This window comes from Microbacterium resistens, assembly GCF_021172025.1.
GTDB lineage: Bacteria > Actinomycetota > Actinomycetes > Actinomycetales > Microbacteriaceae > Microbacterium > Microbacterium resistens.
In genome coordinates this window covers 1,225,836-1,250,319 of sequence record NZ_CP082781.1, presented here as the reverse complement: position 1 = coordinate 1,250,319, position 24,484 = coordinate 1,225,836, and the positions used below count along the sequence as shown (strand labels likewise).

Annotated in this window: 26 protein-coding genes; 16 read left to right on the top strand and 10 right to left on the bottom strand. The window is 71.2% G+C overall.

The genetic code is table 11. From position 1 onward, the window contains the following. Positions 1–47: 47 nt before the first annotated feature. The 3 genes from K8F61_RS06110 to K8F61_RS06100 form a co-directional block, all read right to left on the bottom strand. Positions 48–1,166 (bottom strand): DUF4349 domain-containing protein, encoded by a 1,119-nt coding sequence (locus K8F61_RS06110; RefSeq protein WP_231821036.1) that lies wholly within the window; start codon positions 1,164–1,166, stop codon positions 48–50. Continuing rightward, positions 1,163–1,720: an RNA polymerase sigma factor gene (locus tag K8F61_RS06105; protein WP_231821035.1), complete on the bottom strand. Its 558-nt coding sequence runs from the start codon at positions 1,718–1,720 to the stop codon at positions 1,163–1,165. The genes K8F61_RS06110 and K8F61_RS06105 overlap by 4 nt, the downstream gene beginning before the upstream one ends. Positions 1,721–1,823: 103 nt before the next feature. Beyond that, complete coding sequence (locus tag K8F61_RS06100; protein WP_231821034.1) at positions 1,824–2,468, bottom strand: TIGR00645 family protein; 645 nt, start codon at positions 2,466–2,468, stop codon at positions 1,824–1,826. Positions 2,469–2,665: 197 nt separating this feature from the next. Between K8F61_RS06100 and K8F61_RS06095 the strand changes: the two genes are divergently transcribed. The 8 genes from K8F61_RS06095 (at position 2,666) to K8F61_RS06060 (ending at position 10,840) form a co-directional block, all read left to right on the top strand. Then, positions 2,666–3,670 (top strand): TerC family protein, encoded by a 1,005-nt coding sequence (locus tag K8F61_RS06095; protein WP_231821033.1) that lies wholly within the window; start codon positions 2,666–2,668, stop codon positions 3,668–3,670. A gap of 169 nt (positions 3,671–3,839) precedes the next feature. Beyond that, positions 3,840–4,244, top strand: coding sequence for a hypothetical protein (locus K8F61_RS06090; RefSeq protein WP_231821032.1), 405 nt, complete (start codon positions 3,840–3,842; stop codon positions 4,242–4,244). A gap of 212 nt (positions 4,245–4,456) precedes the next feature. Beyond that, positions 4,457–5,902, top strand: a complete 1,446-nt coding sequence (gene leuC / locus K8F61_RS06085; RefSeq protein ID WP_067244435.1) for a 3-isopropylmalate dehydratase large subunit — start codon at positions 4,457–4,459, stop codon at positions 5,900–5,902. A gap of 3 nt (positions 5,903–5,905) precedes the next feature. Further along, positions 5,906–6,502, top strand: coding sequence for a 3-isopropylmalate dehydratase small subunit (gene leuD, locus K8F61_RS06080; protein WP_067244437.1), 597 nt, complete (start codon positions 5,906–5,908; stop codon positions 6,500–6,502). A 78-nt stretch (positions 6,503–6,580) separates the two neighbouring features. Further along, positions 6,581–7,948, top strand: coding sequence for a UDP-N-acetylglucosamine 1-carboxyvinyltransferase (gene murA / locus K8F61_RS06075; RefSeq protein WP_231821031.1), 1,368 nt, complete (start codon positions 6,581–6,583; stop codon positions 7,946–7,948). A 19-nt stretch (positions 7,949–7,967) separates the two neighbouring features. After that, positions 7,968–8,723, top strand: a complete 756-nt coding sequence (locus K8F61_RS06070; RefSeq protein WP_231821030.1) for a lysophospholipid acyltransferase family protein — start codon at positions 7,968–7,970, stop codon at positions 8,721–8,723. Beyond that, complete coding sequence (locus tag K8F61_RS06065) at positions 8,713–9,858, top strand: NAD(P)H-dependent glycerol-3-phosphate dehydrogenase (protein WP_067244444.1); 1,146 nt, start codon at positions 8,713–8,715, stop codon at positions 9,856–9,858. Before K8F61_RS06070 ends, K8F61_RS06065 begins: the two co-directional genes overlap by 11 nt. Beyond that, positions 9,758–10,840, top strand: coding sequence for a D-alanine--D-alanine ligase family protein (locus K8F61_RS06060; RefSeq protein WP_231821029.1), 1,083 nt, complete (start codon positions 9,758–9,760; stop codon positions 10,838–10,840). The genes K8F61_RS06065 and K8F61_RS06060 overlap by 101 nt, the downstream gene beginning before the upstream one ends. Positions 10,841–10,883: 43 nt before the next feature. Here the strand turns inward: K8F61_RS06060 and K8F61_RS06055 are convergent, their stop codons facing one another. After that, the gene (locus K8F61_RS06055; RefSeq protein WP_067244449.1) at positions 10,884–11,408 is read right to left on the bottom strand and encodes a hypothetical protein; all 525 of its coding nucleotides are present in this window, start codon (positions 11,406–11,408) and stop codon (positions 10,884–10,886) included. A 23-nt stretch (positions 11,409–11,431) separates the two neighbouring features. On the opposite strand from K8F61_RS06055, the gene thiL reads away from it, so the two are divergent. Further along, positions 11,432–12,445 (top strand): thiamine-phosphate kinase, encoded by a 1,014-nt coding sequence (thiL, locus tag K8F61_RS06050; RefSeq protein WP_231821028.1) that lies wholly within the window; start codon positions 11,432–11,434, stop codon positions 12,443–12,445. On the opposite strand, the gene rsmD is transcribed toward thiL, so the two are convergent. Next, positions 12,415–13,050: a 16S rRNA (guanine(966)-N(2))-methyltransferase RsmD gene (gene rsmD, locus K8F61_RS06045; protein ID WP_231821027.1), complete on the bottom strand. Its 636-nt coding sequence runs from the start codon at positions 13,048–13,050 to the stop codon at positions 12,415–12,417. The two genes, thiL and rsmD, sit on opposite strands and share 31 nt — an antisense overlap. A gap of 80 nt (positions 13,051–13,130) precedes the next feature. On the opposite strand from rsmD, the gene K8F61_RS06040 reads away from it, so the two are divergent. The 7 genes from K8F61_RS06040 to K8F61_RS06010 all read left to right on the top strand — a co-directional run bounded on the left by K8F61_RS06040 (position 13,131) and on the right by K8F61_RS06010 (position 19,236). After that, on the top strand, positions 13,131–15,308 hold the full coding sequence (locus tag K8F61_RS06040; RefSeq protein ID WP_067244457.1) for an ATP-dependent DNA helicase RecG: 2,178 nt from the start codon (positions 13,131–13,133) through the stop codon (positions 15,306–15,308). Positions 15,309–15,392: 84 nt separating this feature from the next. Continuing rightward, positions 15,393–15,890 (top strand): pantetheine-phosphate adenylyltransferase, encoded by a 498-nt coding sequence (gene coaD / locus K8F61_RS06035; RefSeq protein ID WP_219084751.1) that lies wholly within the window; start codon positions 15,393–15,395, stop codon positions 15,888–15,890. A gap of 72 nt (positions 15,891–15,962) precedes the next feature. Then, complete coding sequence (locus K8F61_RS06030; RefSeq protein WP_067244461.1) at positions 15,963–16,511, top strand: YceD family protein; 549 nt, start codon at positions 15,963–15,965, stop codon at positions 16,509–16,511. 2 nt (positions 16,512–16,513) lie between these two features. Beyond that, entirely contained in the window at positions 16,514–16,723 is a 210-nt protein-coding gene (gene rpmF / locus K8F61_RS06025) for a 50S ribosomal protein L32 (RefSeq protein ID WP_050721097.1), read from the top strand. Positions 16,724–16,739: 16 nt separating this feature from the next. Further along, positions 16,740–17,432 (top strand): ribonuclease III, encoded by a 693-nt coding sequence (gene rnc, locus K8F61_RS06020; protein WP_067244463.1) that lies wholly within the window; start codon positions 16,740–16,742, stop codon positions 17,430–17,432. Next, positions 17,425–18,333, top strand: coding sequence for a bifunctional DNA-formamidopyrimidine glycosylase/DNA-(apurinic or apyrimidinic site) lyase (mutM, locus tag K8F61_RS06015; protein WP_067244466.1), 909 nt, complete (start codon positions 17,425–17,427; stop codon positions 18,331–18,333). Before rnc ends, mutM begins: the two co-directional genes overlap by 8 nt. 75 nt (positions 18,334–18,408) lie before the next feature. Next, a complete protein-coding gene (locus K8F61_RS06010; RefSeq protein ID WP_231821026.1) occupies positions 18,409–19,236 on the top strand; it encodes a TrmH family RNA methyltransferase in 828 nt (275 codons plus the stop codon). Between the two features lie 87 nt (positions 19,237–19,323). Here the strand turns inward: K8F61_RS06010 and K8F61_RS06005 are convergent, their stop codons facing one another. From K8F61_RS06005 to K8F61_RS05985, 5 genes are all read right to left on the bottom strand, one after another. Then, the gene (locus K8F61_RS06005) at positions 19,324–20,643 is read right to left on the bottom strand and encodes an FtsX-like permease family protein (RefSeq protein ID WP_231821025.1); all 1,320 of its coding nucleotides are present in this window, start codon (positions 20,641–20,643) and stop codon (positions 19,324–19,326) included. Then, positions 20,640–21,347: an ABC transporter ATP-binding protein gene (locus K8F61_RS06000; protein WP_231821024.1), complete on the bottom strand. Its 708-nt coding sequence runs from the start codon at positions 21,345–21,347 to the stop codon at positions 20,640–20,642. Before K8F61_RS06000 ends, K8F61_RS06005 begins: the two co-directional genes overlap by 4 nt. 116 nt (positions 21,348–21,463) lie before the next feature. Beyond that, complete coding sequence (locus tag K8F61_RS05995; protein ID WP_231821023.1) at positions 21,464–22,564, bottom strand: GNAT family N-acetyltransferase; 1,101 nt, start codon at positions 22,562–22,564, stop codon at positions 21,464–21,466. Continuing rightward, positions 22,561–23,697, bottom strand: a complete 1,137-nt coding sequence (locus tag K8F61_RS05990; RefSeq protein ID WP_231821022.1) for a GNAT family N-acetyltransferase — start codon at positions 23,695–23,697, stop codon at positions 22,561–22,563. The genes K8F61_RS05995 and K8F61_RS05990 overlap by 4 nt, the downstream gene beginning before the upstream one ends. A gap of 44 nt (positions 23,698–23,741) precedes the next feature. Then, positions 23,742–24,029, bottom strand: a complete 288-nt coding sequence (locus K8F61_RS05985; protein WP_067244480.1) for a hypothetical protein — start codon at positions 24,027–24,029, stop codon at positions 23,742–23,744. Positions 24,030–24,484 lie beyond the last annotated feature (455 nt).

The window sequence follows — 24,484 nt, the reverse complement described above, 5'->3', positions numbered from 1 at the left end:
CGCACGACGACGCCCGCCGATCGGGGACCGGCGGGCGTCGCTTCGGATCAGGCGCGGTCGACCGTCTCCGCGCGGGCCGGGCGACGGCGCCGGCGGAGGCGGATCACTCCCCAGACGACGAGGGCGGCGGCTCCGGCGATCACCAGCCACGGCAGCAGGAACCCGAGGGCGACCACGAGGCCGTTGAGGGTGGCGATGAGTCCGGTCCAGCCCGCGGCGAGTCCGTCCCCGAATCCGGCCGGGTCCGCCTTCACGGGGTCCGCCGTCCGGGTGAGCGAGACGGACAGCGTGGACATGTCGACCTGCGTCTCGAGATCCTTGAGCTGCTGCTCGTATCCCTCCAGCTGCGCCTGGCGGTCGGTGAGAGCCGTCTCGGCGGCCAGCAGGTCGGCGACGGAGCCCGCCTGCGCCATGAGCTCGGTGAGCCGCTGCACGGACGCCTTCGAGGACTCGATCCGGGCCCGCAGGTCCACGGCGACGGCGGTCATGTCGCTCTGGCCGACGGACGTGGCGGTCACCTCGCCGAGGGACCCCAGCTCGTCCATCAGGACGGAGAGGTCCGCGGCGGGCACGCGCACGGTGAGCCAGCCGTAGTCGTCGCCGCGGGGAAGGGCCGGTTCGCTCGTCGCCGCCCGGTCGCCGTCGGCGGCCGGGTCGCCGCCCGCGCCGATGTCCTGGCTCTCGATGAACCCGCCGTGCTTCTCGGCGAGGGTCGTGAGGGTCTCGGCGGCCGCGCGGATGTCGTCCACCCGGACCGTGGCGGATCCCGTCTGGATGATCTCGCGCTCGGCGGGCGCACCGGGATCCGCGCCCTTGACGGCCGAGCCGGCGTCGCTCTGTGCTTCGGTGTCATAGGTGACCCCGCCGCCGGCGCTCTCCGGCGCGGGCGCGCCGCCAGAGTCCTCGGCCACCGAGGTCGCGAACGAGCCCGACGCGCCGCCGAGACCGTTCACGACGGCCGGGGTGACCATCACGCCGACCACGAAGGCCGCAGCGATCCCCCCGGCGGTGAACCAGCCCCGGCGACGGCGGGAGCGGGAGCGTTCGGCCTTCTTCCGGTCCGCGGTCCGCTCGTCGGCGATCCGCTCGAACACCGCCTCCTCGATGCGCGCGACGCTGTCGTCCGGGAGGTCGGGAAGGGTGATGTCGGGGGTCTGGGCGTTCATGCGGGTTCCGTTCCGGTCACGGCTCCGCGCAGGCGGGTGCGCACGCGGGAGAGACGGTTGCGGACGACGGCGTGGCCGACCCCGAGCTCGTCGGCGGCGGCCTGGTAGGCATAGCCCTCGGCGGCGCAGAGGCGGAAGATCTCGCGGTCGAGCTCGCTCATCCCCGCGAGCTCGCGGGTGATCCGATCCGCCAGCTCGGCGCTGATGACCTGCTGCTCCACGTCCACGGTCGCGGGCAGGGTCTCGTCCAGGCCCTCCTGCGTCCGGGACTCGTCTCGGATCCGCCGGCGCAGACGGTTGGCCGCCTGGAACCGGCAGATCGTGGCGAGCCAGGGCAGCACGGAGTCGCCCGCGAGAACGAGTCCCGGGAGCTTGCGCCACGCGACGACGAACGTCTCCTGGACCACGTCCTCGGCATCCGCCGGGGATCCGAGGATGCCGTGGGCGATCCAGTACACCGGCCGCACGTAGGCGCGATACAGCGCGCGGAACGCGTGCTCGCTACCTTCGGCCGCTCGCGCGACCAGTGCCTGGTCGTCCGTCGCCTCTGTCATTCCCGCTCCGTTCGGTGTCTCTCACCGGGAAGTGTCGCGTGTGCGGGAATCGTCTCAGATCCGGATCGGGACCGGTGCGGATCGGTGCCGGATCGTGTCCGGCTCAGTGCCCGGTGGGGGCGGCGGGCTTGGCAGCGGTGTGGGACGACATCCGGTCGATCCAGGCGAGCGCGAGCGCGGAGACGATGAACACCATGTGGATGACGACCTGCCACAGGACGCCGGTCGGTGTGTAGTCGCCGATCTCGGTCCGCGTGCCGTCGGCGTCCATGTTCCCGACCGCGATGAACGTCTTCAGCAGGTGGATCGACGAGATGCCGATGATCGCCATCGCGAGCTTGACCTTCAGCACGTTCGCGTTGACGTGGGAGAGCCACTCGGGCTGGTCCGGGTGGCCGTCCACGTGGATCCGCGAGACGAAGGTCTCGTAGCCGCCGATGATGACCATGATGAGCAGGTTCGCGATCATGACCACGTCGATGAGGCCGAGGACCGAGAGCATGATCGTCGCCTCGTTGATGTGGGTGATGTCGCCGAACACGTCCTCGACGATGAGATGCCAGAGCTCGACCATGAACACGATGACGTAGACGAGTTGCGCGATGATGAGCCCGATGTACAGCGGAGCCTGCAGCCAGCGGCTCACGAAGATCAGGGAGGCGATGGACCGGGCCCACGGATTCCGCGCCTGCGTCTCCAGGGGGTCGGTGCCGTGCTCGACGTTCTGAGGGCGCGCGTTCGGATTCACGCCGACCATTTCACCACGAGCGACGGCCGGTGCACGACGCTCGGTCCGGTACGATGTTCAGGCGAGAGGGAGTATCCCGCTTCCGCGCGGTCGTCATCACGAGCATCGTCATCGCTGCTCCGGGCGCGCGACGCACTTCGGTGCGGGGGAGAGACTTTCGGCTCTTGACCGACCCTTTCGAAAGGTGCATCGCGCCCGTGGACATCCCTGTCTGGTTCGAGGTCACGTCGCTGATCGTGCTGACGCTGATCCTCGTCGGAGACCTGCTGCTCATCCTGAAGCGGCCCCACATCCCCTCCACGAAGGAATCGGCCCTCTGGGTCACCTTCTACGTCACCCTCGCGCTGATCTTCGCCGGGCTCCTGTTCCTGATGGGGGACACCAAGGACTCGGTCGACTTCCTCACCGGGTGGGCGATGGAGTACAGCCTCTCCATCGACAACCTGTTCGTCTTCGTGCTGATCATGACGCAGTTCTCGGTGCCTCGGCGGTACCAGCAGGAGGTGCTGATGGTGGGGATCATCATCGCCCTGGTGCTGCGGGCGATCTTCATCCTCATCGTCGGCGCGGCGGTCGAGCACCTGAGCCCGATCTTCTATCTCTTCGGGGCGTTCCTCATCTTCACGGCCATCCGCCAGGCGATGCCGGAGAAGCACGAGGACGACGAGCAGACGGAGAACTTCATCATCCGGATGCTCCGCCGCGGGATCGACATCAGCGACAACTACGACGGGGCCAAGCTCCGCACGGTCGTGGACGGCAAGAAGATGTTCACCCCGATGCTGATCGTGTTCGTCTCGATCGGCGTGACCGATCTGATGTTCGCGGTCGACTCGATCCCCGCGATCTACGGCGTCACGCAGAACCCGTTCCTCGTCTTCACGGCGAACCTGTTCGCGCTGATGGGCCTTCGCCAGCTCTACTTCCTGCTCGGCGACCTGCTGGAGAAGCTGCGCTACCTGCACTACGGCGTCGCGTTCATCCTGGGCTTCATCGGCGTCAAGCTGATCCTGCACGCCATGAACCACAACGAGCTGCCGTTCATCAACGGCGGCCACCCGATCGAGTGGGCGCCGGACATCAACAACTGGGTCTCCCTCGGCGTGATCTTCGCCTCCATGGCCGTGGCGACCGTGGCGAGCCTCATCGCGTCCTCGCGTGACAAGAAGCAGGAGAAGCGGGACCTCGCCGTCACGGAGTGACGCCCGCGGTCCGAGGCGCCTGCGTGCCGGCACCCCGTGCCCACGCGGGCGCCTCGCCGTCTCTCTGTACTTCTCCTCGCCTCAGGAGTACGTTTTGCACACCAGATCGGTGAGCAAGAGGACAATGATGACGGTGAGTCGGCGGATTCTGATCGGCGCTGGTTGTGCCGTGGCCGCACTCGCCGGCGCCGCCGGCGGAACGGTGCTCGCCGCCAACGGAGCGACATCGGAATCCCGCGACATTTCGGAGACCCGCCCGGCGCCGTCCTACGCGGTGAACGCGCACGGTGAGACCTTCGGGTCAGCGGCGGACGCCTCGAACCGGGAACAGGAGCCGGATCTGATCCGGGCGTACGCGACCAACGGCAGGCTCGGATACGTCCGCAGGACGGAGTTGGAGGTCGCGGACGGCACGACGGCCGCTCTGTCCTTCACCTCGCCGGAGCAGGCGCTGGCGTGGCAGCAGGAACGGGGAGGACGGTCTTTCCCGGTCCCTGTCTACGCCGAGGACGGGACGACCGTCGTCGGGGAGTTCTTGGTTCTTCCCGGCGAGGTATCGAATGTCGTTCCCTGACGGCAGCGGGGCGGCGGGTGGAGGTGGCAGGCGGGACCTCGCCGTCACGGAGTGACGCCCGCGGTCCGAGGCGCCTGCGTGCCGGTGTAAACTGACCGGCATGCAGGCGCCGGCGCTTCTCCTTAGCAGCCGCGACGAGACCTCGATCAGCTAGGCCATCCTCGTCGCGGAGTCCGCTCTGGCCATACGCCGACAACAGGAGACAGCGACACATGACCAACGACGCGACGACCGCGCCGACGCGCCCCCGTACCCTGGCTGAGAAGGTCTGGGACGACCACCTCGTGGTCAAGGGCGAGAACGGCGAGCCGGACCTCATCTACATCGACCTGCACCTGGTGCACGAGGTCACGAGCCCGCAGGCCTTCGACGGGCTGCGCACGGAGGGGCGGCCGCTCCGGCGCCTCGACCTCACGATCGCGACCGAGGATCACAACACCCCGACCTTGGCGATCGACAAGCCCATCGCCGACCTCACCAGCCGCACGCAGATCGAGACCCTGCGCCGCAACGCCGAGGAGTTCGGCGTGCGCCTGCACTCGCTGGGCGATGCCGAGCAGGGCATCGTGCACGTCGTCGGGCCGCAGCTCGGCCTGACGATGCCCGGCATCACCGTCGTCTGCGGCGACTCGCACACTTCGACGCACGGCGCGTTCGGCGCCATGGCGTTCGGGATCGGCACCAGCGAGGTCGAGCACGTCATGGCGACCCAGACCCTGCCGCTGAAGCCGTTCAAGACGATGGCGATCAACGTCGAGGGGACGCTGCGCCCCGGGGTCACGGCGAAGGACATCATCCTCGCCGTGATCGCCAAGATCGGCACCGGCGGCGGGCAGGGCTACGTCCTGGAGTACCGGGGCAGCGCCATCCGCGCGCTGTCCATGGAAGGCCGCATGACGATCTGCAACATGTCGATCGAGGCGGGTGCCCGCGCCGGCATGGTGGCTCCGGACGAGACGACCTTCGCGTACGTGAAGGGCAAGCCGCATGCCCCGCAGGGGCAGGACTGGGACGACGCCGTCGCCTATTGGCGGACGCTCCCGACGGACGAGGGCGCCGAGTTCGACGCGGAGGTCTTCATCGACGCGGACGCGCTGGAGCCGTTCGTGACCTGGGGGACCAACCCGGGCCAGGGCAGCTCCCTGTCCTCGTCCGTCCCGGATCCGTCCGCGATCGAGGACCCGAACGAGCGCGCCGCCGCCGAGCGGGCCCTGGAGTACATGGACCTGGCGCCCGGGACGCCGCTGAAGGACGTGAAGGTCGACGCGGTCTTCATGGGTTCCTGCACGAACAGCCGGATCGAGGACCTGCGGGCCTTCGCGTCCATCATCAAGGGCAAGCAGAAGGCCGAGGGCGTCCGGGTGATGGTCGTCCCGGGCTCGGCCCGCGTCCGCCTGGAGGCCGAGGCCGAAGGGATCGACAAGATCGTCGAGGAGTTCGGCGGCGAATGGCGGTTCGCCGGCTGCTCGATGTGCCTGGGCATGAACCCCGATCAGCTCGCCCCGGGCGAGCGCTGCGCCTCCACCTCCAACCGCAACTTCGAGGGCAGGCAGGGCAAGGGCGGGCGCACGCACCTCGTGTCGCCGCTCGTCGCCGCCGCCACCGCGGTGCGCGGCACCCTGTCCAGCCCGAGCGACCTGGTCGAGCAGGAGGCCTGAATCATGGAGAAGTTCACCACGCACACCGGCGTCGCCGCTCCGCTGAAGCGCTCCAACGTCGATACCGACCAGATCATCCCGGCCGTGTTCCTCAAGCGCGTCACCAAGACCGGCTTCGACGACGCCCTGTTCCACGCCTGGCGGCAGGATCCGGAGTTCGTCCTCAACCAGGAGCCGTTCGCGAAGGCGTCCGTCCTCGTCGCGGGGCCCGACTTCGGCACCGGCTCCAGTCGTGAGCACGCGGTCTGGGCGCTGCGCGACTACGGCTTCAAGGTCGTCCTGAGCCCCCGGTTCGCCGACATCTTCCGGGGCAACTCGGGCAAGCAGGGCCTTCTGGCCGCGACCGTCGACGAGGCCGACATCGAGCGGATCTGGGCGCTGATCGACGAGGAGCCCGGTCGCGAGATCACGGTCGACCTCGTCGAGCGCACCGCCGTGATCGGCGACTTCCAGGCCTCCATCGGCATCGACGATTACACTAGATGGCGGCTCCTCGAAGGGCTCGATGACATCGGGCTCACCCTGCGCAACGAAGACAAGATCGCGCAGTTCGAGGCCCGCCGCGAGTCGTGGCGGCCACGGACCCTGCCCGTTCGCTGAGCGGGGAGCGTGGGCCGGGGGCACCTCCGCCCCGGCGGCTCCGGCCGCGCTCCGCGTGAAGAAGAAGAGGCCCAGGGAATGACGACACCGCTGCACGACACCACCTCCGTCGGTTCGGTACCCTCGCTCACCGGTGACGTGCTGGCGATCCGCGGCGGGCGACCCCTGCGCGGTCGCGTGGACGTCAAGGGCGCGAAGAACCTGGCCACCAAGGCCATGGTCGCGACGCTCCTCGGCGAGACCCCCAGCACGCTGCGCGATGTGCCGGACCTCAGCGACGTGGCGGTCGTCCGCTCGCTGCTGGAGGTGCACGGCGTCCGCGTGGCGGTCGGGGACGAGCCGGGCTCGCTGACGTTCGACCCGAGCGGGGTCGAGTCGGCGCATATGGAGGAGATCGACGCCCACGCCGGGGCGTCGCGCATCCCGATCCTGTTCTGCGGCCCGCTGCTGCACCGTCTCGGCCAGGCGTTCATCCCCGACCTCGGCGGCTGCCGCATCGGCGACCGGCCGATCGACTTCCACCTCGACGCGCTGCGCAAGTTCGGCGCGGTCGTGGAGAAGCTGCCGAGCGGCATCCGCCTGTCCGCGCCGCACGGTCTGCGCGGCGCGAACATCCACCTGCCGTACCCGAGCGTCGGCGCCACGGAGCAGGTGCTGCTGACGGCGGTGCGCGCCGAGGGCACGACCGAGCTGCGCAACGCCGCCATCGAGCCGGAGATCATGGACCTGATCGCCGTGCTGCAGAAGATGGGCGCGATCATCTCCTACGAGCCCAACCGCGTCATCCTCATCGAGGGCGTGCCCACGCTCCGCGGCTACGACCACCGCTCCATCTTCGACCGCAACGAGGCCGCGTCCTGGGCGTCCGCGGCCCTCGCGACCGACGGCGAGATCTTCGTCGGCGGCGCCCGTCAGCAGGAGATGCTCACGTTCCTCAACGTGTTCCGCAAGGCCGGCGGCTGGTTCGACGTCCAGGAGGACGGCATCCTCTTCCGCCGCGAGGGCGAGCTGCGCCCCGTCGTCGTGGAGACCGACGTGCACCCCGGGTTCATGACGGACTGGCAGCAGCCGCTCGTCGTCGCGCTGACCCAGGCGCACGGCCGCTCCATCGTGCACGAGACGGTGTACGAGAACCGCATGGGCTTCACCGACGCGCTGGTCAAGATGGGCGCCGACATCGTCGTGCACCCCCACGGGCTGCAGGACGGGCCGCGCCGGGTGGCGCGCCGTGCCCTGGAGCAGGCGGCGGTCATCACCGGGCCGACGCCGCTGCACGGCGCCGACATCGTCGTCCCGGACCTCCGCGGCGGGTACAGCCACGTGATCGCCGCGCTGACGGCATCGGGCGAGTCCTCCGTGTCGGGGGTGGACATCCTCAGCCGCGGCTACGAGAAGTTCATCAGCAAGCTGGACGCCCTGGGGGCCGACTTCGACGTCGTCGGCTGAGCGGAGGGCCTCGAAGGACATGGGCAGAGCCTCTCGGGAGAAGACCCGCCCCAGCCTGTTCTGGCTGCTGGCGGTGTTCGTCGTCCCCTTCGTGTCGTTCGCGGCGAAGCTGGAGTTCCGCGGGCGCGACAAGCTGCCCAAGGACGGCGCGTTCGTCCTCGCTCCGAACCACTACTCGGAGTTCGATCCGCTGATCGTCGCCGTCGCGGTGTGGCGGCTCGGTCGCGCGCCGCGGTTCATGGCGAAGGAGAGCCTGTTCCGCGTCCCGGTCCTCGGCTGGGCCCTGCGGAAGACGGGCATGATCCCGGTGGCGCGGAGCTCGTCCGCGTCCGCCGCCAAGCTGACCCTGAAGCAGTCCGCCGAGCTCGTGGAGCACGGGCGCGGCGTGATCGTCTACCCCGAGGGCACGCTTACCCGCGATCCGGACCTCTGGCCGATGCGCGGCAAGTCCGGTGCGGTGCGCCTGGCGCTCGCGGGCGACATCCCGCTGATCCCGATGGTGCAGTGGGGGACCCAGGAGATCATGGGCCGCTACGCCAAGGGGCTGAGCCTGTGGCCGCCGCGCAAGCGCGTGCAGGTGGTCGTCGGAGATCCGGTGGACCTGTCCGACCTGCGCGAGCGCGCGGGGGAGCGCGGCACGCTCACCGAGGCCACCGACCGTCTGATGACGGCCATCACGGCGCTCCTCGAAGAGGTCCGCGGCGAGAAGGCTCCTGCGCAGCGCTGGAACCCGTCCGAGCACGGTCAGAGGGAGACAGGTCGCCTTGACTCGTAAGCAGACGCCCGCGCCCGTGGCCGGGCCGCGTGTGACCGTCATCGGCGCGGGGAGCTGGGGGACCACCTTCGGCAAGATCCTCGCCGACGGCGGGGCGCAGGTCACCATGTGGGCCCGTCGGCCGGAGCTCGCGCACGAGATCGCCGAGGCCAAGCGCAACTCGCAGTACCTGTCCGGCATCAACCTGCCGCGATCGATGACGGCAACCCACGAACTCTCGGCGGCGCTCGACGGCGCGGAGCAGGTGTACCTGTCGGTGCCGAGCCAGTCGCTGCGGGAGAACCTCAAGGCGCTGCGTCCGCTGCTCGCGGGCTCCGACGCGCCGGTGGTGAGCCTGATGAAGGGCGTCGAGCGGCGCAGCGGCCTGCGGATGAGCCAGGTGATCGAGCAGGAGCTGCGCTGCGATCCCGACCGCATCGCCGTGGCGAGCGGGCCGAACCTCGCGCTGGAGATCGCCCGTGAGCAGCCCACGGCCGCCGTGATCGCCTCGAACAGCCAGGAGACGGCGGACATCGTCGCGCGGGCAGCGCGCAACCGGTACTTCCGCAGCTTCGTGAACACCGACGTCGTCGGCACGGAGTTCGGCGGCGTCCTCAAGAACCTCATCGCCGTCGCGATCGGGATCGTGGACGGCGTGGGGTACGGCGAGAACACGAAGGCGTCGATCATCACCCGCGGGCTCGTGGAGATGACCGACTTCGCCGTCGCGAACGGCGCTCAGCCCGAGACGCTGCAGGGCCTGGCGGGGCTCGGCGACCTCATCGCCACCTGCCAGTCGCCGCTCAGCCGCAACAACACCGCCGGGCGCCTGCTCGGCCAGGGATACGGCTACCAGGACGTGGTCAAGCAGATGCAGCAGACGGCCGAAGGACTCGCCTCCGTCGCGCCCGTGCTGCAGCTGGCCCGCGCCGCCGGCGTGGAGATGCCGATCGTCGAGCAGGTCAAGATGGTGCTGGACGGCACCATGGACCCGCGCGACATCGCCCCGCATCTGACCACCGACGACGACACCCCTCAGGGGGAGAGGACCCAGAATGGACAAGCAGGCGGTGGTGGTGCTCTTCGGCGGGCGCTCCAGCGAGCATTCGATCAGTTCCGCAACGGCGGGAGGGGTGCTTCGAGCGATCGATCGTGATCGCTTCGACGTGATCCCGGTCGGGATCACTCGGGAGGGCGCGTTCGTCCTGGAGGACGACGACCCGGACAAGTTCCCTCTGGACGCCGCACACCTGCCGGAGGTCGTCGACAACGGCACCCGCGTGCAGTGGCCGGAGCCCGGCGGGATCCGCACGCTGCGGGTGGTCCGTCCCGGCGGCGAGGCGCACGACCTCGGCGAGATCGACGTGGTGCTGCCTCTGCTGCACGGCCCGCACGGCGAGGACGGGACCCTGCAGGGCTTCTTCGACACGCTCGAGGTCCCGTACGCCGGCGGCGGCGTGCTCGATTCGGCGCTGTGCATGGACAAGCACTTCATGAAGGTTGCGCTGCAGGCCGCGGGCATCGCCGTGGCGCCGTGGGTCACCGTGCGCCGCCGGGAGTGGGACGCCGCGCCCGAGGACGTCCGTGCCTCGGCGGCGGAGCTCGGACTCCCCGTGTTCGTGAAGCCCGCCCGCGCGGGTTCGAGCGTCGGCGTCTCCAAGGTCGAGAACGCCGCCGATCTCGACGACGCCCTGGCGATCGCGTTCGCGGAGGACGACAAGGTCCTCATCGAGACCGGTGTCGTCGGGCGGGAGATCGAGGTCGCGATCCTGGAAGGCGCCGAGGGCCCGCGGGCCTCGGTCCCCGGGGAGATCGTGCTGACCTCCCGAGGCTTCTACGACTTCGAGGGGAAGTACCTCGGCGGCGACGGGGTCGACGTGGTGTGCCCTGCCGAGCTGGACGGCGACCAGGTCGCCGCGATCCAGGCCGCGGGGGTGCGTGCGTTCGAGGCGGTCGACGGGCGCGGCCTCGCCCGTGTCGACATGTTCCTCACGACGGAGAACGGGATCGTCGTCAACGAGCTGAACACGATGCCGGGATTCACCCCGATCTCGATGTTCCCCAAGTGCTGGATCGCCAGCGGGCTGTCGTACCGGGAGCTGATCTCGGAGCTGATCGACGCGGGCCTGCGTCGCTGATCGGACCGTCGGCGGGAGAGGGGGGCGCTCCCGTCGCCCGGGTTCAGCCCTGGGCGTCGTCCTGGAGCGCGTCCGGCTCCGTGCAGCGGTTCTCCGCGGGGATGGTCCCGATGGCCGCCGCGAGACTCTTGTTGCCCACGACGTCGTTGGCGCTGAGGCCCTTGTTCGGCTCGTCCGGCTTCGTGTTGACGTAGAGCTGGACGGCGGGCTCTCGCCCGTACGTGGTCAGGCGCAGCCAAGGCCGCTCGGAGACGTCGACGAGCCAGTCGATGCCCTCCGCGGTGACGCACTGCAGCTCGCTCGTGGGCTGCGCCTTCGGCAGGCCGCAGACGAGGAGCACGGCCGACGGCTGCCCGGGAACGCCCCAGGCCGCGGTGGCCTGTGCGTCGGTCCACCGGCGTTCCTGCTCGCCGATCGACGGGACGTTCTGCAGGCGGACGGAGACCTCGGCGCACGCGGGGTCGTTCGCCGCTTCGGCCGGCTCCAGGTGCACGGTGGAGGAGCACCCGGTGAGGACGGCTGCTCCGCCGACGACCGTGAGGAGGGCGGCGAGCAGTCGGCGGGGCATGAGTCCAGGCTACCGTGGGAGCCATGCCCCGCCTCCCAGGCTCCGCCGCCGCGGATCCCGACGACCCCCGTATCTCCGACGTCTCCGAGGGCGCGCTGCTGCGCGCGATCCTGGCGCGCACTCCGGCGGCGGAGCTGGCCCTGATCGGTCCCGGTGACGACGCGGCCGTGCTCGCCGCTCCGTCCGGATCCGTGGTCGCGACGACCGACACCCTGGTGCACGGCCCCGACTTCCGCCTGGCGTGGTCGAGCGGCTACGACCTGGGGTGGAAGGCCGCAGCGGTGAACCTCGCCGATGTCGCCGCGATGGGCGCCCGCCCCACGGCGCTGCTCGTGGCCCTCGCGATCCCCCGGGAGATGACGGTGTCGTTCGTGGAGCGCCTGGCCGACGGCCTGCGCGACGCCGGCGCTGCGCTGGCCCCGGGGTGCGCCGTCGTCGGGGGCGATCTGACGACGTCCGACGTGCTGACGATCGCGGTCACGGCGCTGGGCGATCTCGACGGGCGGGCGCCGGTGACGCGGGCGGGCGCCCGCGTCGGCGACACGGTCGCGCTCGCCGGCGAGGCGGGGGCGGCCGGAGCCGGGCTCGCCATCCTGTTCCAGCGGTTCCGGCGCGGCGGCGAACCGGTCCCGGTGGACGGGGCCTCGCTCGGCCCGGGGGAACGGGAGCTCGTGGACGCCCAGCTGCGACCGGCGCCGCCGGTGGGACTGGGGCCGGTCGCCGCGATGGCCGGAGCGACGGCGATGATGGACGTCTCGGACGGGCTGGCCCTGGACGCTCGTCGGATGGCGGAGGCCTCGGGCGTCACCCTGGAGCTCCGACGCGACGCGCTCGGACCGGCTCCGGAACGTGCGCTGGCCGGCGGCGAGGACCACGCCCTGCTCGCCACGTTCCCCCCGGGTGCCCTGCCTCCCGGATTCCGGGAGATCGGCCGGGTGGTCCCGGCGCGGGCGGAGGCCCGGGTGACGTGCGACGACGAACCGGTCGACGTCGCGGGGTGGGACCCCTACCGCGACTGGGACGCCGCGTCGGGCTGACCCGTTTCGTCGTCCGCGTCGCCCGCGTCGTCGTCCGAGGCGGGCTCCGCCCACCACACGCGGGTGTCCCCGTAGGCGCGCTCGCGGACGAGGACCAGCCCGGCGGCGTCGAGCTCCGGAGGGGCGGCCCGCTTGGCGCGTTCCACGACGACGAGGGCCTCCGGCGAGAGCAGGGGCGCGAGGGCCACGAGATCCGCTGTCATGGCCGTGTCGTCGAGGTCGTAGGGCGGATCGGTGAACACGAGGTCGTACGGTCCCGCGGCGCGAGAGAGGAAGGCGTGGACCGTGCTCTCGTGGACCCGCGCGGGGGCGCTGCGCGCGCTCCCCAGCGCCTTCGCGACGCGCTGGGCGTTCCGGCGCACGACGCCCGCAGCCGGGCGGGAGCGCTCGACGAGATCCGCGCTCGCCGCGCCACGGCTCAACGCCTCCAGGCCCAGCGCGCCGGAGCCGGCGTAGAGGTCGAGCACTCGGGCCCCCTCGATCGCATCCGCCGACTCCAGAGCCGCGAAGAGCGACTCGCGGACGCGGTCGCTGGTGGGGCGGGTCCCGCTCGCCGGCACGTCCAGACGCAGGCCGCCTGCGGCTCCCGCGATGATTCTCGTCACCCGGCGAGCCTAGCCCGCGGCCGGACGCGCTCCCTCCCGGCCCGCGGATCCGTGTCGGTGCGCGACCCTAGACTCGGAACATGCCCGTGACCCTGGAGACCCGGCTGGACGCCGCGGTCGGCGCGACCAACGCCAAGGCGCTGGAGAAGGCGTTCGGGATGCAGACCGTCGCCGATCTGCTGTCGCACTATCCGCGGCGCTATGCGAGCCGGGGCGAGCTGACGCCGATCCTCGACCTGCCCGTGGGGGAGACCGTCACCATCGTGGCCGAGGTGATGAGCGTGTCCGTGCGGGACATGCGCAACCGCCGAGGCGCGATGATGGAGGTCACGATCGGCGACGGCATCGGACGCATGTCGCTCACGTTCTTCGGCAAGCACCGCGGCCAGCTCGAGTGGCGGGAGAAGGAGCTGCGTTTGGGGCGCCGGGGCGTCTTCTCCGGCAAGGTGGGCCGTTACAAGGGCGTCACGCAGTTCGCCCATCCGCAGTACGAGCTGTTCGACGACGAGCTCGAGGCGCGCACCAAGGCGGACAAGGTCGTCACGCGACCGATCCCCCTGTATCCCGCCACGTCGGCCCTGGCGACGTGGCAGATCGAGAAGATGGTCGCCGTCGTCCTGGACGAGCTCGGTCCCGTGCCGGACCCGTTGCCGGAGGACCTGCGGCGGGAGGAGCACCTGCTCGACGCCCGGGCGGCCTTGGAGCAGGTGCACCGGCCGCGGACGCGGGACGAGATCGAGCCCGCTCTGCGGACGCTGCGGATGCACGAGGCACTCACGATGCAGACGGCGCTGCTCGAGCAGCGGGGCGTCGTCCGGAGCCTGCCGGCCACGCGGCGTGAGGCGCGGCCCGGAGGACTGCGGGAGCGCTTCGACGCCGCGTTGCCGTTCTCTCTCACCGCCGACCAGGAGGCGGTCGGCGCGGTGATCGAGCGGGATCTCGTCGGCGGCGCGCCCATGAACCGTCTGATCCAGGGCGAGGTCGGGTCGGGCAAGACGCTCGTGGCGCTGCGGGCCATGCTCCAGGTGGCCGAGTCGGGCGGTCAGTCGGCGCTGATCGCGCCGACGGAGGTCCTCGCCGCCCAGCACCTGCGATCGATCACCAAGATGCTCGGACCGGAGCTGGCGCCGCAGCTGATGCCGACGCTCCTCACCGGGCAGATGTCCGCACCCGAACGACGCAAGGCCGCCCTCCGGGTGGCCTCCGGCCAGGCGCTCATCGTGGTCGGCACGCATGCGCTCCTCGGGGAGAAGACGACGTTCGCGGACCTCGGCCTCGTGGTGGTCGACGAGCAGCATCGGTTCGGGGTCGAGCAGCGCGAGGCGCTTCGCGCCAAGGGAGCGAGTCCGCACGCCCTCGTCCTCACCGCCACCCCGATCCCGCGGACGGTCGCGATGACGGTCTTCGGCGACCTGGACACGTCGGTCATCCGCACCATGCCCGAGGGACGCGCGGGGATCGAGACGCACGTGGCACCGCTGGCCGATCACCCCGGCTGGTTCGCCCGCGTCTGGGAGCGTGCCGCGGAGGAGGTCGCTCAGGGGCGACAGGTGTTCGCGGTGTGCGCTGCGATCGACACCGAGAAGGACACCGTCGAAGCCGGGGAGGCCGAGCCCGAGATCGAGGGCGAGGCGCCGACGGGCCCGCGCTGGGGCGTCGTGCAGCTCCTCGCCGCCCTGGAGACGCATCCGCGCGTGGGGCGGCTGCGGCTCGCGGGGCTGCACGGGCGGATGCCGGCCGAGGAGAAGGACGCCGTGATGCGGTCGTTCGCCCGCGGTGAGATCGACGTGCTCGTGGCGACGACCGTGATCGAGGTCGGGGTCGACGTGCCGAACGCCTCGACCATGATCGTCCATGACGCCGACCGCTTCGGGGTCTCGCAGCTGCATCAGCTCCGCGGCCGCGTCGGACGCGGGAGCGTTCCGGGGCTGTGCCTGCTCGTCACCGAGGCGGAGCAGGGCACGCCCGCCCGAGACCGGGTCGAGGCGGTCGCGGCGACGCTGGACGGATTCGCCCTGGCGGAGGTCGACCTGGAGCTCCGCGGCGAGGGCGACGTCCTCGGGGCGCGGCAGTCCGGCGCCCGATCGTCCCTCAAGCTCCTCCGCGTCATCAAGGACGAGGAGCTGATCGTGCGGGCCAGGCAGATCGCGGAGGAGATCCTCAGCGGGGATCCGGGGCTCCAGCAGCATCCCGGCTTGCGACAGGCGATCGATCGCCGGCTCAGCGACGAGGACCGCGCCGCCCTGGCGAAGAACTGAGCGTGGGGCGAGGACGCGTCACGACCGGTGACGACCCCGTTAGGCTGGACGGATGCGGTGCACTGACCGAACGAAGGAGTCGAAGTGAGCAGCCGGATCGCCGTCGTCCCGGGTTCCTTCGATCCGCCCACTCTGGGGCACCTCGACGTCATCCGTCGAGCCGCCGCGCTGTATGACGAGCTGCACGTGCTCGTCGTGCACAACCCCGACAAGCAGGCGATGCTGCCGGTGTCCCAGCGGCTCTCGCTGCTGGAGGAGTCGATCGCGGAGGCGGGGGTCGCCGGCCAGGTCATCGTCGGCTCCTGGAGCATGGGGCTCCTGGTGGACTACGCGCGCGATGTCGGCGCGGGAGTGCTCGTCAAGGGCATCCGCTCGCAGGTCGACGTGGCGTACGAGTCGCCCATGGCCATCGTGAACCGCCACCTCGCCGACATCGAGACCGTGTTCCTGCTGCCGGACCCGGCGCACGCGCTGGTCTCCAGCTCGCTGGTCCGTCAGGTGGCGGCGCTCGGCGGCGACGTGTCGCCGTTCGTCCCGGCGCCGGTCGCGCGGTTCCTGGACACCGGCGCACGCGGTCTCTGACCCCGGCCCGCACGCCGTCGGCCCCGGTCCGGGACGCCGCGCGGCCGGTAGACTTGCGGGGTGAAGACGAGATTGAACGGACCGTTCGTGCTGCCCGTCCGCGACATCGTCCGACGCCCGGGCGAGATGCGCGAGCACGAGATCACCGTCGCCCTGCCCGAGCAGTGGGGTGAGGGGCTCGTCGCCGTCGAGGCCGGTACCGACGTGAGCGTCGACGTCCGCTTGGAGTCCGTGCACGAGGGCATCCTGGCCTCCGGAACGGTCGACTCGAGGTACCGCGGCGAGTGCAGCCGATGCCTGAATCCGATCGAGGAGCCTGTCGAAGTCGAGTTTCAGGAGCTTTTCGCCTATCCTGGAGAGGAAGCGAACGACTTCGAGGTTCAAGACGACCACGTGGATCTTGAAACTCTGGTCAGGGATGCGGTGGTTCTATCGCTCCCGTTTCAGCCGGTGTGCCAGCCGGATTGCCCTGGACTCGACCCCGAGACCGGTGAGCGGCTGGTCAGGAATGCCGGCACGGAGACTGTGGCTCCCATCGATCCTCGATGGAGCGCGCTCCAGCAGATCACGGACCAAGGGAGCGCGGCAGACCGTGCGCCCGAGAACACAGAAGGTAACTAGTCATGGCCGGTAACCCCCCGAAGCGCAAGGTCTCCCGTTCCAACACCCGCTCGCGTCGCGCGCAGTGGAAGGCCGAGGCTCCCGCGCTCGTCAAGACCGTCGAGAACGGCAAGGTCGTCTACAGCCGCCCGCACCAGGCCAAGGTCGTCACCGACTCGCAGGGCACCGAGCTCTTCCTGGAGTACAAGGGCCGCAAGGTCGCCGACGTCTGATCGCGTTCGAACGATCGTGACGGAGGTCCCTGGGGGGACGAGACCTCTCACCGAGACGCTCGGGGTCGAGATCGACCCCGAGCTTCTTGAGTTGGCGCTCACCCACCGGTCGTACGCGTACGAGCACGGCGGGATCCCGCACAACGAGCGGCTCGAGTTCCTCGGCGACTCCGTCCTGGGGCAGGCCGTGACGGTGATGCTGTTCACCACGCTGCCGGATCTGGACGAGGGCGCCCTCGCGAAGCGGCGCGCCAGCGTGGTCTCCACAGTGGCGCTGGCGGAGGTCGCGCGGAAGATCGGACTCGGCGACCATCTCCTGCTCGGCCGCGGCGAGGAGCAGACCGGTGGCCGTGACAAGGACTCGATCCTCGCGGACTCGATGGAAGCCGTGATCGGCGCGACCTTCCTGTCCGCGGGGGCGGAGGCCGCGACGGCTCTCGTGCTCCGGCTGACGGAACCGTTGCTCGCGGACCCCGAGCGGTACGGGGCTGCCATGGATCCCAAGACCAGCCTGCAGGAGATCGCGGCGCGTCTCGGCGCCACGCCGCCGCAGTACTCGGTCGAATCCGACGGCCCGGACCACGACCGGCGGTTCACCGCGACGGTCGTCGTCGGAGACGTCACCACCACCGGCGAGGGCAGCAGCAAGAAGACGGCCGAGATGGCCGCGGCGCTGCGCGCCTGGCACGTCCTCAGCGACCGTGCCTGAGCTGCCCGAGGTCGAGGTCGTCCGCGCCGGCCTCGCGCCTGCGATGACGGGCGCGCGCATCTCCTCCGTCGACGTCCTGGACGAGCGTGCGCTGACCCGCCACCTCCCCGGAGCCGCGGACTTCGTCGGACGCCTGGAGGGCGCGGAGGTCCAGAGCGTCGCCCGCCGGGGCAAGTTCCTCTGGATGCCGCTCGCCGCCTCCGACTCCGGCGACCCGGCGCACGCCGTGGTCGGGCACCTCGGGATGAGCGGCCAGCTCCTGCTGCGACGGCCGGATGCGGCGCCGGAGCGCCACGAGCGGGTGCGCATGATCGTCGAGCATCCGCGGCACGGCGAGCTCGCGGTCGTCTTCTCTGATCAGCGCACCTTCGGCTCCCTGGCGATCGATGCGCTGGTGCCCACGCCGGACGGCCGGGCCGCCGGCTGGGGGACCGACGCCGCGATGGTCCCGACCCAGGTCGCGCACATCGCGCGGGACCCGCTGGATCCGGCGTTCGACGACGATCTGCTGCGCGCGGCGCTGCGCCGTCGGGGAAGCGCGATCAAGCGCGCGCTGCTGGACCAGACCCTCATCAGCGGCGTCGGGAACATCTACGCGGACGAGTCGCTGTGGGCCTCCCGGATCCATCCGGAGACCTCGGCCTCCGCTCTCTCGACCCCGGCCGTACGGCGCCTGATGGCCGAGGTGCGCGCCGTGCTCCACAAGGCGCTGGCGGAGGGCGGCACGAGCTTCGACGCCCAGTACGTCAACGTGAACGGACAGGCGGGCTACTTCGCGCACTCGCTGAACGCCTACGGGCGCGGGGGAGAGCCGTGCCCGCGGTGCGGAGGCCCGATCCGTCGGGAGGCGTTCATGAACCGCTCCTCGCACTACTGCCCCCGCTGCCAGCGGCGCCGGTGATCCGGATGATGACGGCCCGTGGCCTCTCGATACCCTGCTTGACCCTGACGTAACGTCAGGGCTGACGCTGGAGGCATGACCAGCGCGCTTCTCCCTCTTTCGCACGCCGAGGACCGCACGGACGAGACCGTGGTCCGCGACCCTCGACACCCTGCGATCCGGCGCGTCGCCGACGTCCTCCGTTCCCGTTCCCCGCGTCCGCGCACGATCGTCGTGGACGACGAGGAGAACGTCGCGCAGGCGATTCGTGCGGGGGTGCGCATCGCGACGGTGTACGCGGCGGAGAGCCACGAGGAGGCCGGGCGCCGGGTCCACGCTCAGGCGCCGTCGGCCGCATTCGTCGTCGTCGCCGACCGCGTGCTGCGCGCGCTCTTCGGCAGCGACAAGCTGGTCCCGGTCTTCGCCCTGGCCGTGGCGCCGGCATCTCCCACCTGGGCCGGCCTGTCCCGGCGTCCTGGAGACGTCCTCGTCCTGGACGGCGTGCGCATCCCCGGGAACATCGGCGCGATCGTGCGGACGGCGTGCGCCTTCGATGTCGCAGGCGTCGTCCTCGTCGACAGCGGACTCTCCTCGGTGCACGATCGCCGGCTGATCCGCGCGAGCCGGGGGCTCGTGTTCTCGTTGCCGGTCCTGCGGACGACGGCGGCGGGTCTGGAGGGATTCCTCGCCGCCGAACGGATCCCGCTCGTGAGCCTCGCCGCCGACGCGGGCGCGCCGCTCAGCGGCGTGGCGGCGATCCCCGGTCGGATCGCGATCCTGATGGGCGCGGAGCGCCGCGGCGCCTCCCGCCGGCTCGACGGTCTCGCCCGGTGGCGGTACGCGGTGCCGATGACGGCGGGGGTCGAGTCGCTGAACGTGTCCGTCGCGGCCGGGATCGCGCTGTACGAGCGCAGCCGCGGGTGAGGCGGGAGCCGTACGGGCCTCACCCCCGACGGCTGTGGGAGGGAGGGACCGCGCCCGAGGCGGGCACGGTCCCTCCGCTTCGTCGGCTCAGGCGGCGAACGAGCGCGACAGCAGCGGGCGGGTGGCGCGTGTGCTGACCCAGACGAGCCCGATGCCGGCGGCGAGGACGAGCGCGATCGTCAGCAGCGACACCGGCGCGGTGATCAGGGCGATCCCGAGCAGGGGGAAGATCAGCGTGGCCGCGCACAGCGCCGATCCCAGCGCCGTGAACAGCAGCGGCGACATGATCGCGCGACGCCGGGCGGCGTCCACGGTGTCGAGCGGCATGCCCAGGTAGTGCAGGCTGCGGTGGAGCTCCCTCTGGTCGAGGATGTCCGACGCCTGCGTCACCCCGACCGACGCGGCGACCATGAGGAAGGAGCCGACGAGGGTGATGATGAGCCCCGTGCGCATGTCGGTGACGAGGGCGAGGTCCTGCGCGGAGGCGTCGTCCGCGCTCATTGTGTTCATGAGCGCGACACCGGTTCCGGCGAACACGGCCATGAAGCTGGACATCGCGATCCCGCTGACCTGTCGCCACGCGGCCTTGGGGGAGTCGAGGACGATCCGCGCCGCCAGCAGCCGGTGCGGCGTTCGGGCCGTCCGGGCCTGTCGCCGCGCCGACACCTGCAGGAGCCAGGGGCCGAGAAGGTTCAGGACGACCAGTGCGACCGCGAAGAGCCCGCCGAGCACCGCGGTGATGATGAGCACGCCTCCGAGAGACGGGACGAGCTTGGCGAGGATCACTCCGCCGGCGATCACGATCACGCCGATCACGGCCCGGATCCAGTGCAGGCGGGGCGGGGTGGCGCGGGTCCGGACGCCGAGGGGCGAGATCACCACCTGACGCAGCCCGATGACCGCGCTCACCGTCGCGAGCAGGATCGTGCCCAGGCCGATAGCGGCCACGACGAGCGGGGACACCAGGATCGCGTCCGTGCCGAGGGGCGCGCCGCGGAACGGGATCAGGGCGATCGCGGGAACGAGCGCGTAGGAGATGACGACGCCCACCGCGACGCCCGCGGCGGCGATCATCGTGGACTCGACGACGGCGACGACGCCGACGCCGGCCGGCGTCACGCCGAGCAGTCGCAGCGTGGACAGCCGCTCGTCGCGGCGACGGGCCGACAGGCGCGCCGCCGCACCGCCGAGCGTGCCGAGCGGCACCACGAGGAGGACCAGCGCGATGGTCGCGAGGAGCTGGTAGATCATGGCGTACTCGTCGTCCCATCGCCAGAACGCCTGCGCCCCGCCCACGACGGTGAGGATGAGCGCCGACACGATCGCGAAGGCGGCGGCGGGGATGAGGAGGGGGCCGAGGCTGCCGGGAGCCGGCCGCAGCAGCAGGCGGAGCACGGAGAGGTTCACGCCGCGACCCCCTGCGAGACGATCGCGCCGTCGCGGACGGACACGGTGCGGGCACAGCGGGCCGCGACCTGGGGATCGTGCGTGACGACGACCAGCGTGCGCCCCTGTCCGGTCGTCGACCACAGCAGGGCGTCCATGACCTCGCCGGACGTGACGGAGTCCAGCGCCCCGGTCGGCTCATCGGCGAACACGATCTCGGCGCCGGTGACCTGGGCGCGGGCGATGGCCACGCGCTGCGCCTGTCCGCCGGACAGCTCTCCGATGCGGCGGTCCTCCATCCCGGCCAGTCCCAGGGAGGCGAGCCACCCGGCGGCGTACTGCGTGGCCTCGGCGCGCGAGGTCCCGTTGATCATGGCGGCCAGCGCGACGTTCTCGATCGCGGTCAGCTCGGGGATCAGCAGACCCTGCTGGAAGACGAAGCCGAACCGCTCCCGGCGCAGCCGCGACCGGCTCGTCTCGTCCAGGGCGCTCACCTCCACCGCGGCGCCGCCGCGGGGCTGGAAGGCGACGCGGCCGGCGTCGGGGGTGGTGATGCCCGCGAGGACGTGCAGCAGGGTCGTCTTTCCCGATCCGGACGCGCCCATGATCGCGACGGACTCGCCGGGGGCGATGCCGAGGTCCACGCCGGCGAGGGCTCTGGTCGTGCCGAAGGTCTTGACGAGGCCCTGGGCCTGGATGACGAAAGGGGTCACTGCGGTGCTCATGCCTCCAGCCTCGTCGGCCGGAGGACGCGGATCGTCGCCCCGCAGAGGGAGATGGCGGGCACCGTGTCATCCCGGAGGATGAGATCCGGGCAGGGCCCCGCGGCCCCGCCCGGATCTCAGAAATCGAGGCGCTTCTGCCAGGCGGCGGCGAAGGACACGGCGGTGAAGCCGATCGCCTCGTTGATCGAGAGCATGGGCCGGTTCTCCTCCGCGTTGAAGGTGGAGACCGTCGGCGAGTGCGGAGCGAGCTCCCGCCAGCGCAGCAGGTTCTCGCACTTGACGATGGTCCCCAGCCGGTGACCCCGGTGATCGGCGTGCACGAGCGTGCCGTACTGGTGGGTCATGCCCGTGCGATCCCCGGCGATCACCAGCTCGTTGTACGCGACGAGGTCGCCTGACGGCACGTGCTCGACCGCGACGACGGAGACGAGCTGTCCGGCCTCGGCGAACTGCGCCTCGCGCCGTTCGACCCGGCCCGCATCCCACGACTCCTCATCGACGTGCAGCCCGCCGCTCGGGGCGTCCGTGGACAGCCGGGAGAGGATCGCCGCGTAGCGCTCGCGCAGCTCCGGCGGCGTCGGGCTCGTCCAGTGCCGCACCCGGTAGTCCTCGCCCGCGAACGACAGGGCCTCATCGAGCCGCTCCCGGAGCGCCGACGGGTCGGCACGCAGGTCGAACTCGCTGTTGCGCTCGACCTGTTCCAGGGCGTAGCCGTCCTGTTCCAGGAGCGATGCGAGGGGCGTGCGGGTGACCCGGCCCCAGCCGGTGAGGGGCGTCAGCGCCTCGGCCGCGCCGGCGTCAGGCCGGTGCAGCGTCCAGGTCTGCAGCGCCGTGCGCCCGTGGCGCACGGCCTCCTCACGCGCCTTCCGCAGCAGCGCCTCCGGGGCGCCGGAGTCCCAGTGCTCGGGCGCGACGAGCAGATCGAACTCCGCCGCGGTCGCGCCGTCCTCCTGAGCAAGGTAGACCGTGAGGATCCCGACGATCTCCTCGTCCCGCCGGGCCACGAAGCCCAGCGGCAGGACATCGGTGGTGTCATGCCACTCCGGGAGCATCTCGGCGGCGCTGGGCGCGAGCTCGGCGCGGCCCGCGTCCTGCGCGCAGATCCGCCGGTTGAGCTCGGCGTAGGCGAGGAACTCCGCGGCGTCGGCCGCGTCGATCGAGGAGGGGACGACGAGCGGAGCGATCTCGAGCGTCGGGGTCGTCGCGTCGATGGTCATGTCAGTACCTTCTTCCAGGCGCTTTCGGCGGCGATGGCCGTGAAGCCGATCGCCTCGTTGATCGAGAGCATGGGGCGGTTCTCCTCGGCGTTGTACGTGACGACCGAGGGGGACCGCGGGTGGATCTCGCGCCAGGCCAGCAGGCCGGCGCACTTGACGAGCATGCCGAGGCGATGCCCGCGATGGGAGGACAGCACGAGGGTCTCCTCCTGATGGGTCGTGGCCGTGCGGTCGATGCCGATGGCCAGCTCGTTGAACGCGCAGAGCTCCCCGGTGCCGACATGCTCGGCCGCGGTCACGAGCACGGACTGGCCGCGCGCCGCGTACCGCTCGTCATGACGGACGACGCGCTCGGCGTCCCAGGCCTCCTCGGGCGAGGCGAGGTCGCCGCTCGGGGCGTCCGTCGACATGCGGGACTTCATCCACGCGTAGCCGTCCCGGCGCTCGGGCGGGGTGGGGAGCGTCCAGTGGACCACTCGGTACCCTTCCGCATGCGCCGCAGCGTCGGCAAGGAGCCCGCGCAGGTGCGGGATCGTGGCGTCGTCCCATGTCAGCATGCTGACCCGGTCGATCATCTCGATGGTGTGCCCGTGACGCGAGAGGAAGCGCGTCGCGTGGTCCTGCGGGACGCTGCCGAACCCGCTGGGGGACTCGAGGCGTGCGCCGTCCGCGTGGACGTCCGCGTGCTCGGCCCACAGCTGGAGCTCCCGTACGCCGTCTGCGCGCGCGACGCGCTCGATCTCGGCGTACGCGGCCGATCCGATGCCGCGTCCCCACACGTCCCGCAGCAGCGCGAGATACCACTGCGCGACGTCGGCGCCGCCGTCCTGGCGGATGTTCAGGACCGCGCACCCGATCAGGGCGCCGTCCTGCTCGATGCACCACTGCCGACGGACCATGTCCGCGTTGGAGTCGAGCAGCGGAAGGAGCTCCTCGGCGGTGAACTGGTCGTCACCGCGCCCCGAGGTCTCCCAGGAGCTCCGGTTGCGCACCGCGGCGTAAGCGTGCACGAGGGCGGTGGGGCCCTGTCCCGGTGCCGGGAGGGGGAGCGGGTACATCCGCGCCCCCTCCGGCAGGGCGACGACATCCGCCGGATCGATCGGCGGCGCGTCGGCGAGGGTGTGGTCGATCATGATCGTCGTGCGATCCCTTCTGCGGACCTCGGGTCCGCGACGGCTCAGAACAGCTGGGGCGAGCGCGCGGCGTTGAGACGCCGGTGCTCGTACTCCGCGAGCACGCGCAGGCGTGCCTCGTGGCGCCGGTGCTGCTCGGCGGGGTCGGCGTCCCGACGGGCGTGCAGCACGAGCCACAGGGCGACGCGCAAGGCCAGGCGATCCGCGAGGGACAGGCGTCGGAGCTCGTCCTCGCGGGGGAACTCCACGGCCAGATGGTCGGTACCCGACACGGCGGGTCGGGACAGGTGCTTCGAGGGTTGATCCTGCGAGGCGGTCAGTGAGGTGTTCACGATTGTCGCTTTCGTTGGCGGTGAAAGGGCGCGCCGCCGGGGAACGGCGAAGCCGGCTGATCACGAGGACCGGGACCGGGGCGCGGTGGAGAGTGATCCGTGACGGATCGGAGAGGGGACCCGAAGAGGGGTCCGGGAGGCGCCGGAGGATCGTGACGATCAGGGCGCGGTAGTGCGCAGTGCACCACGGACGGCGCCGTCCCGTGGGGAGGGCGGTACCCGGGCGGGCGGCGCGCTATGCGGCCGCGGCGCGGGTGATGCCGGCGGAGATCGCCGCGATGGCGGTGACCCCGCGGAATGGGGTGAGTGTCGTCTGAGCGCGAAGCTTCATCATCATGTCGGCAACCTCCTTTCTCGGCTGTTCGGTTCGTCACGCTATCCGACCGCGCCGACGCGCGTCAAGCGAACACACAGGATTCGCTGACATCCGGGCGTTTCCGCGGTCGCGGCCGGGT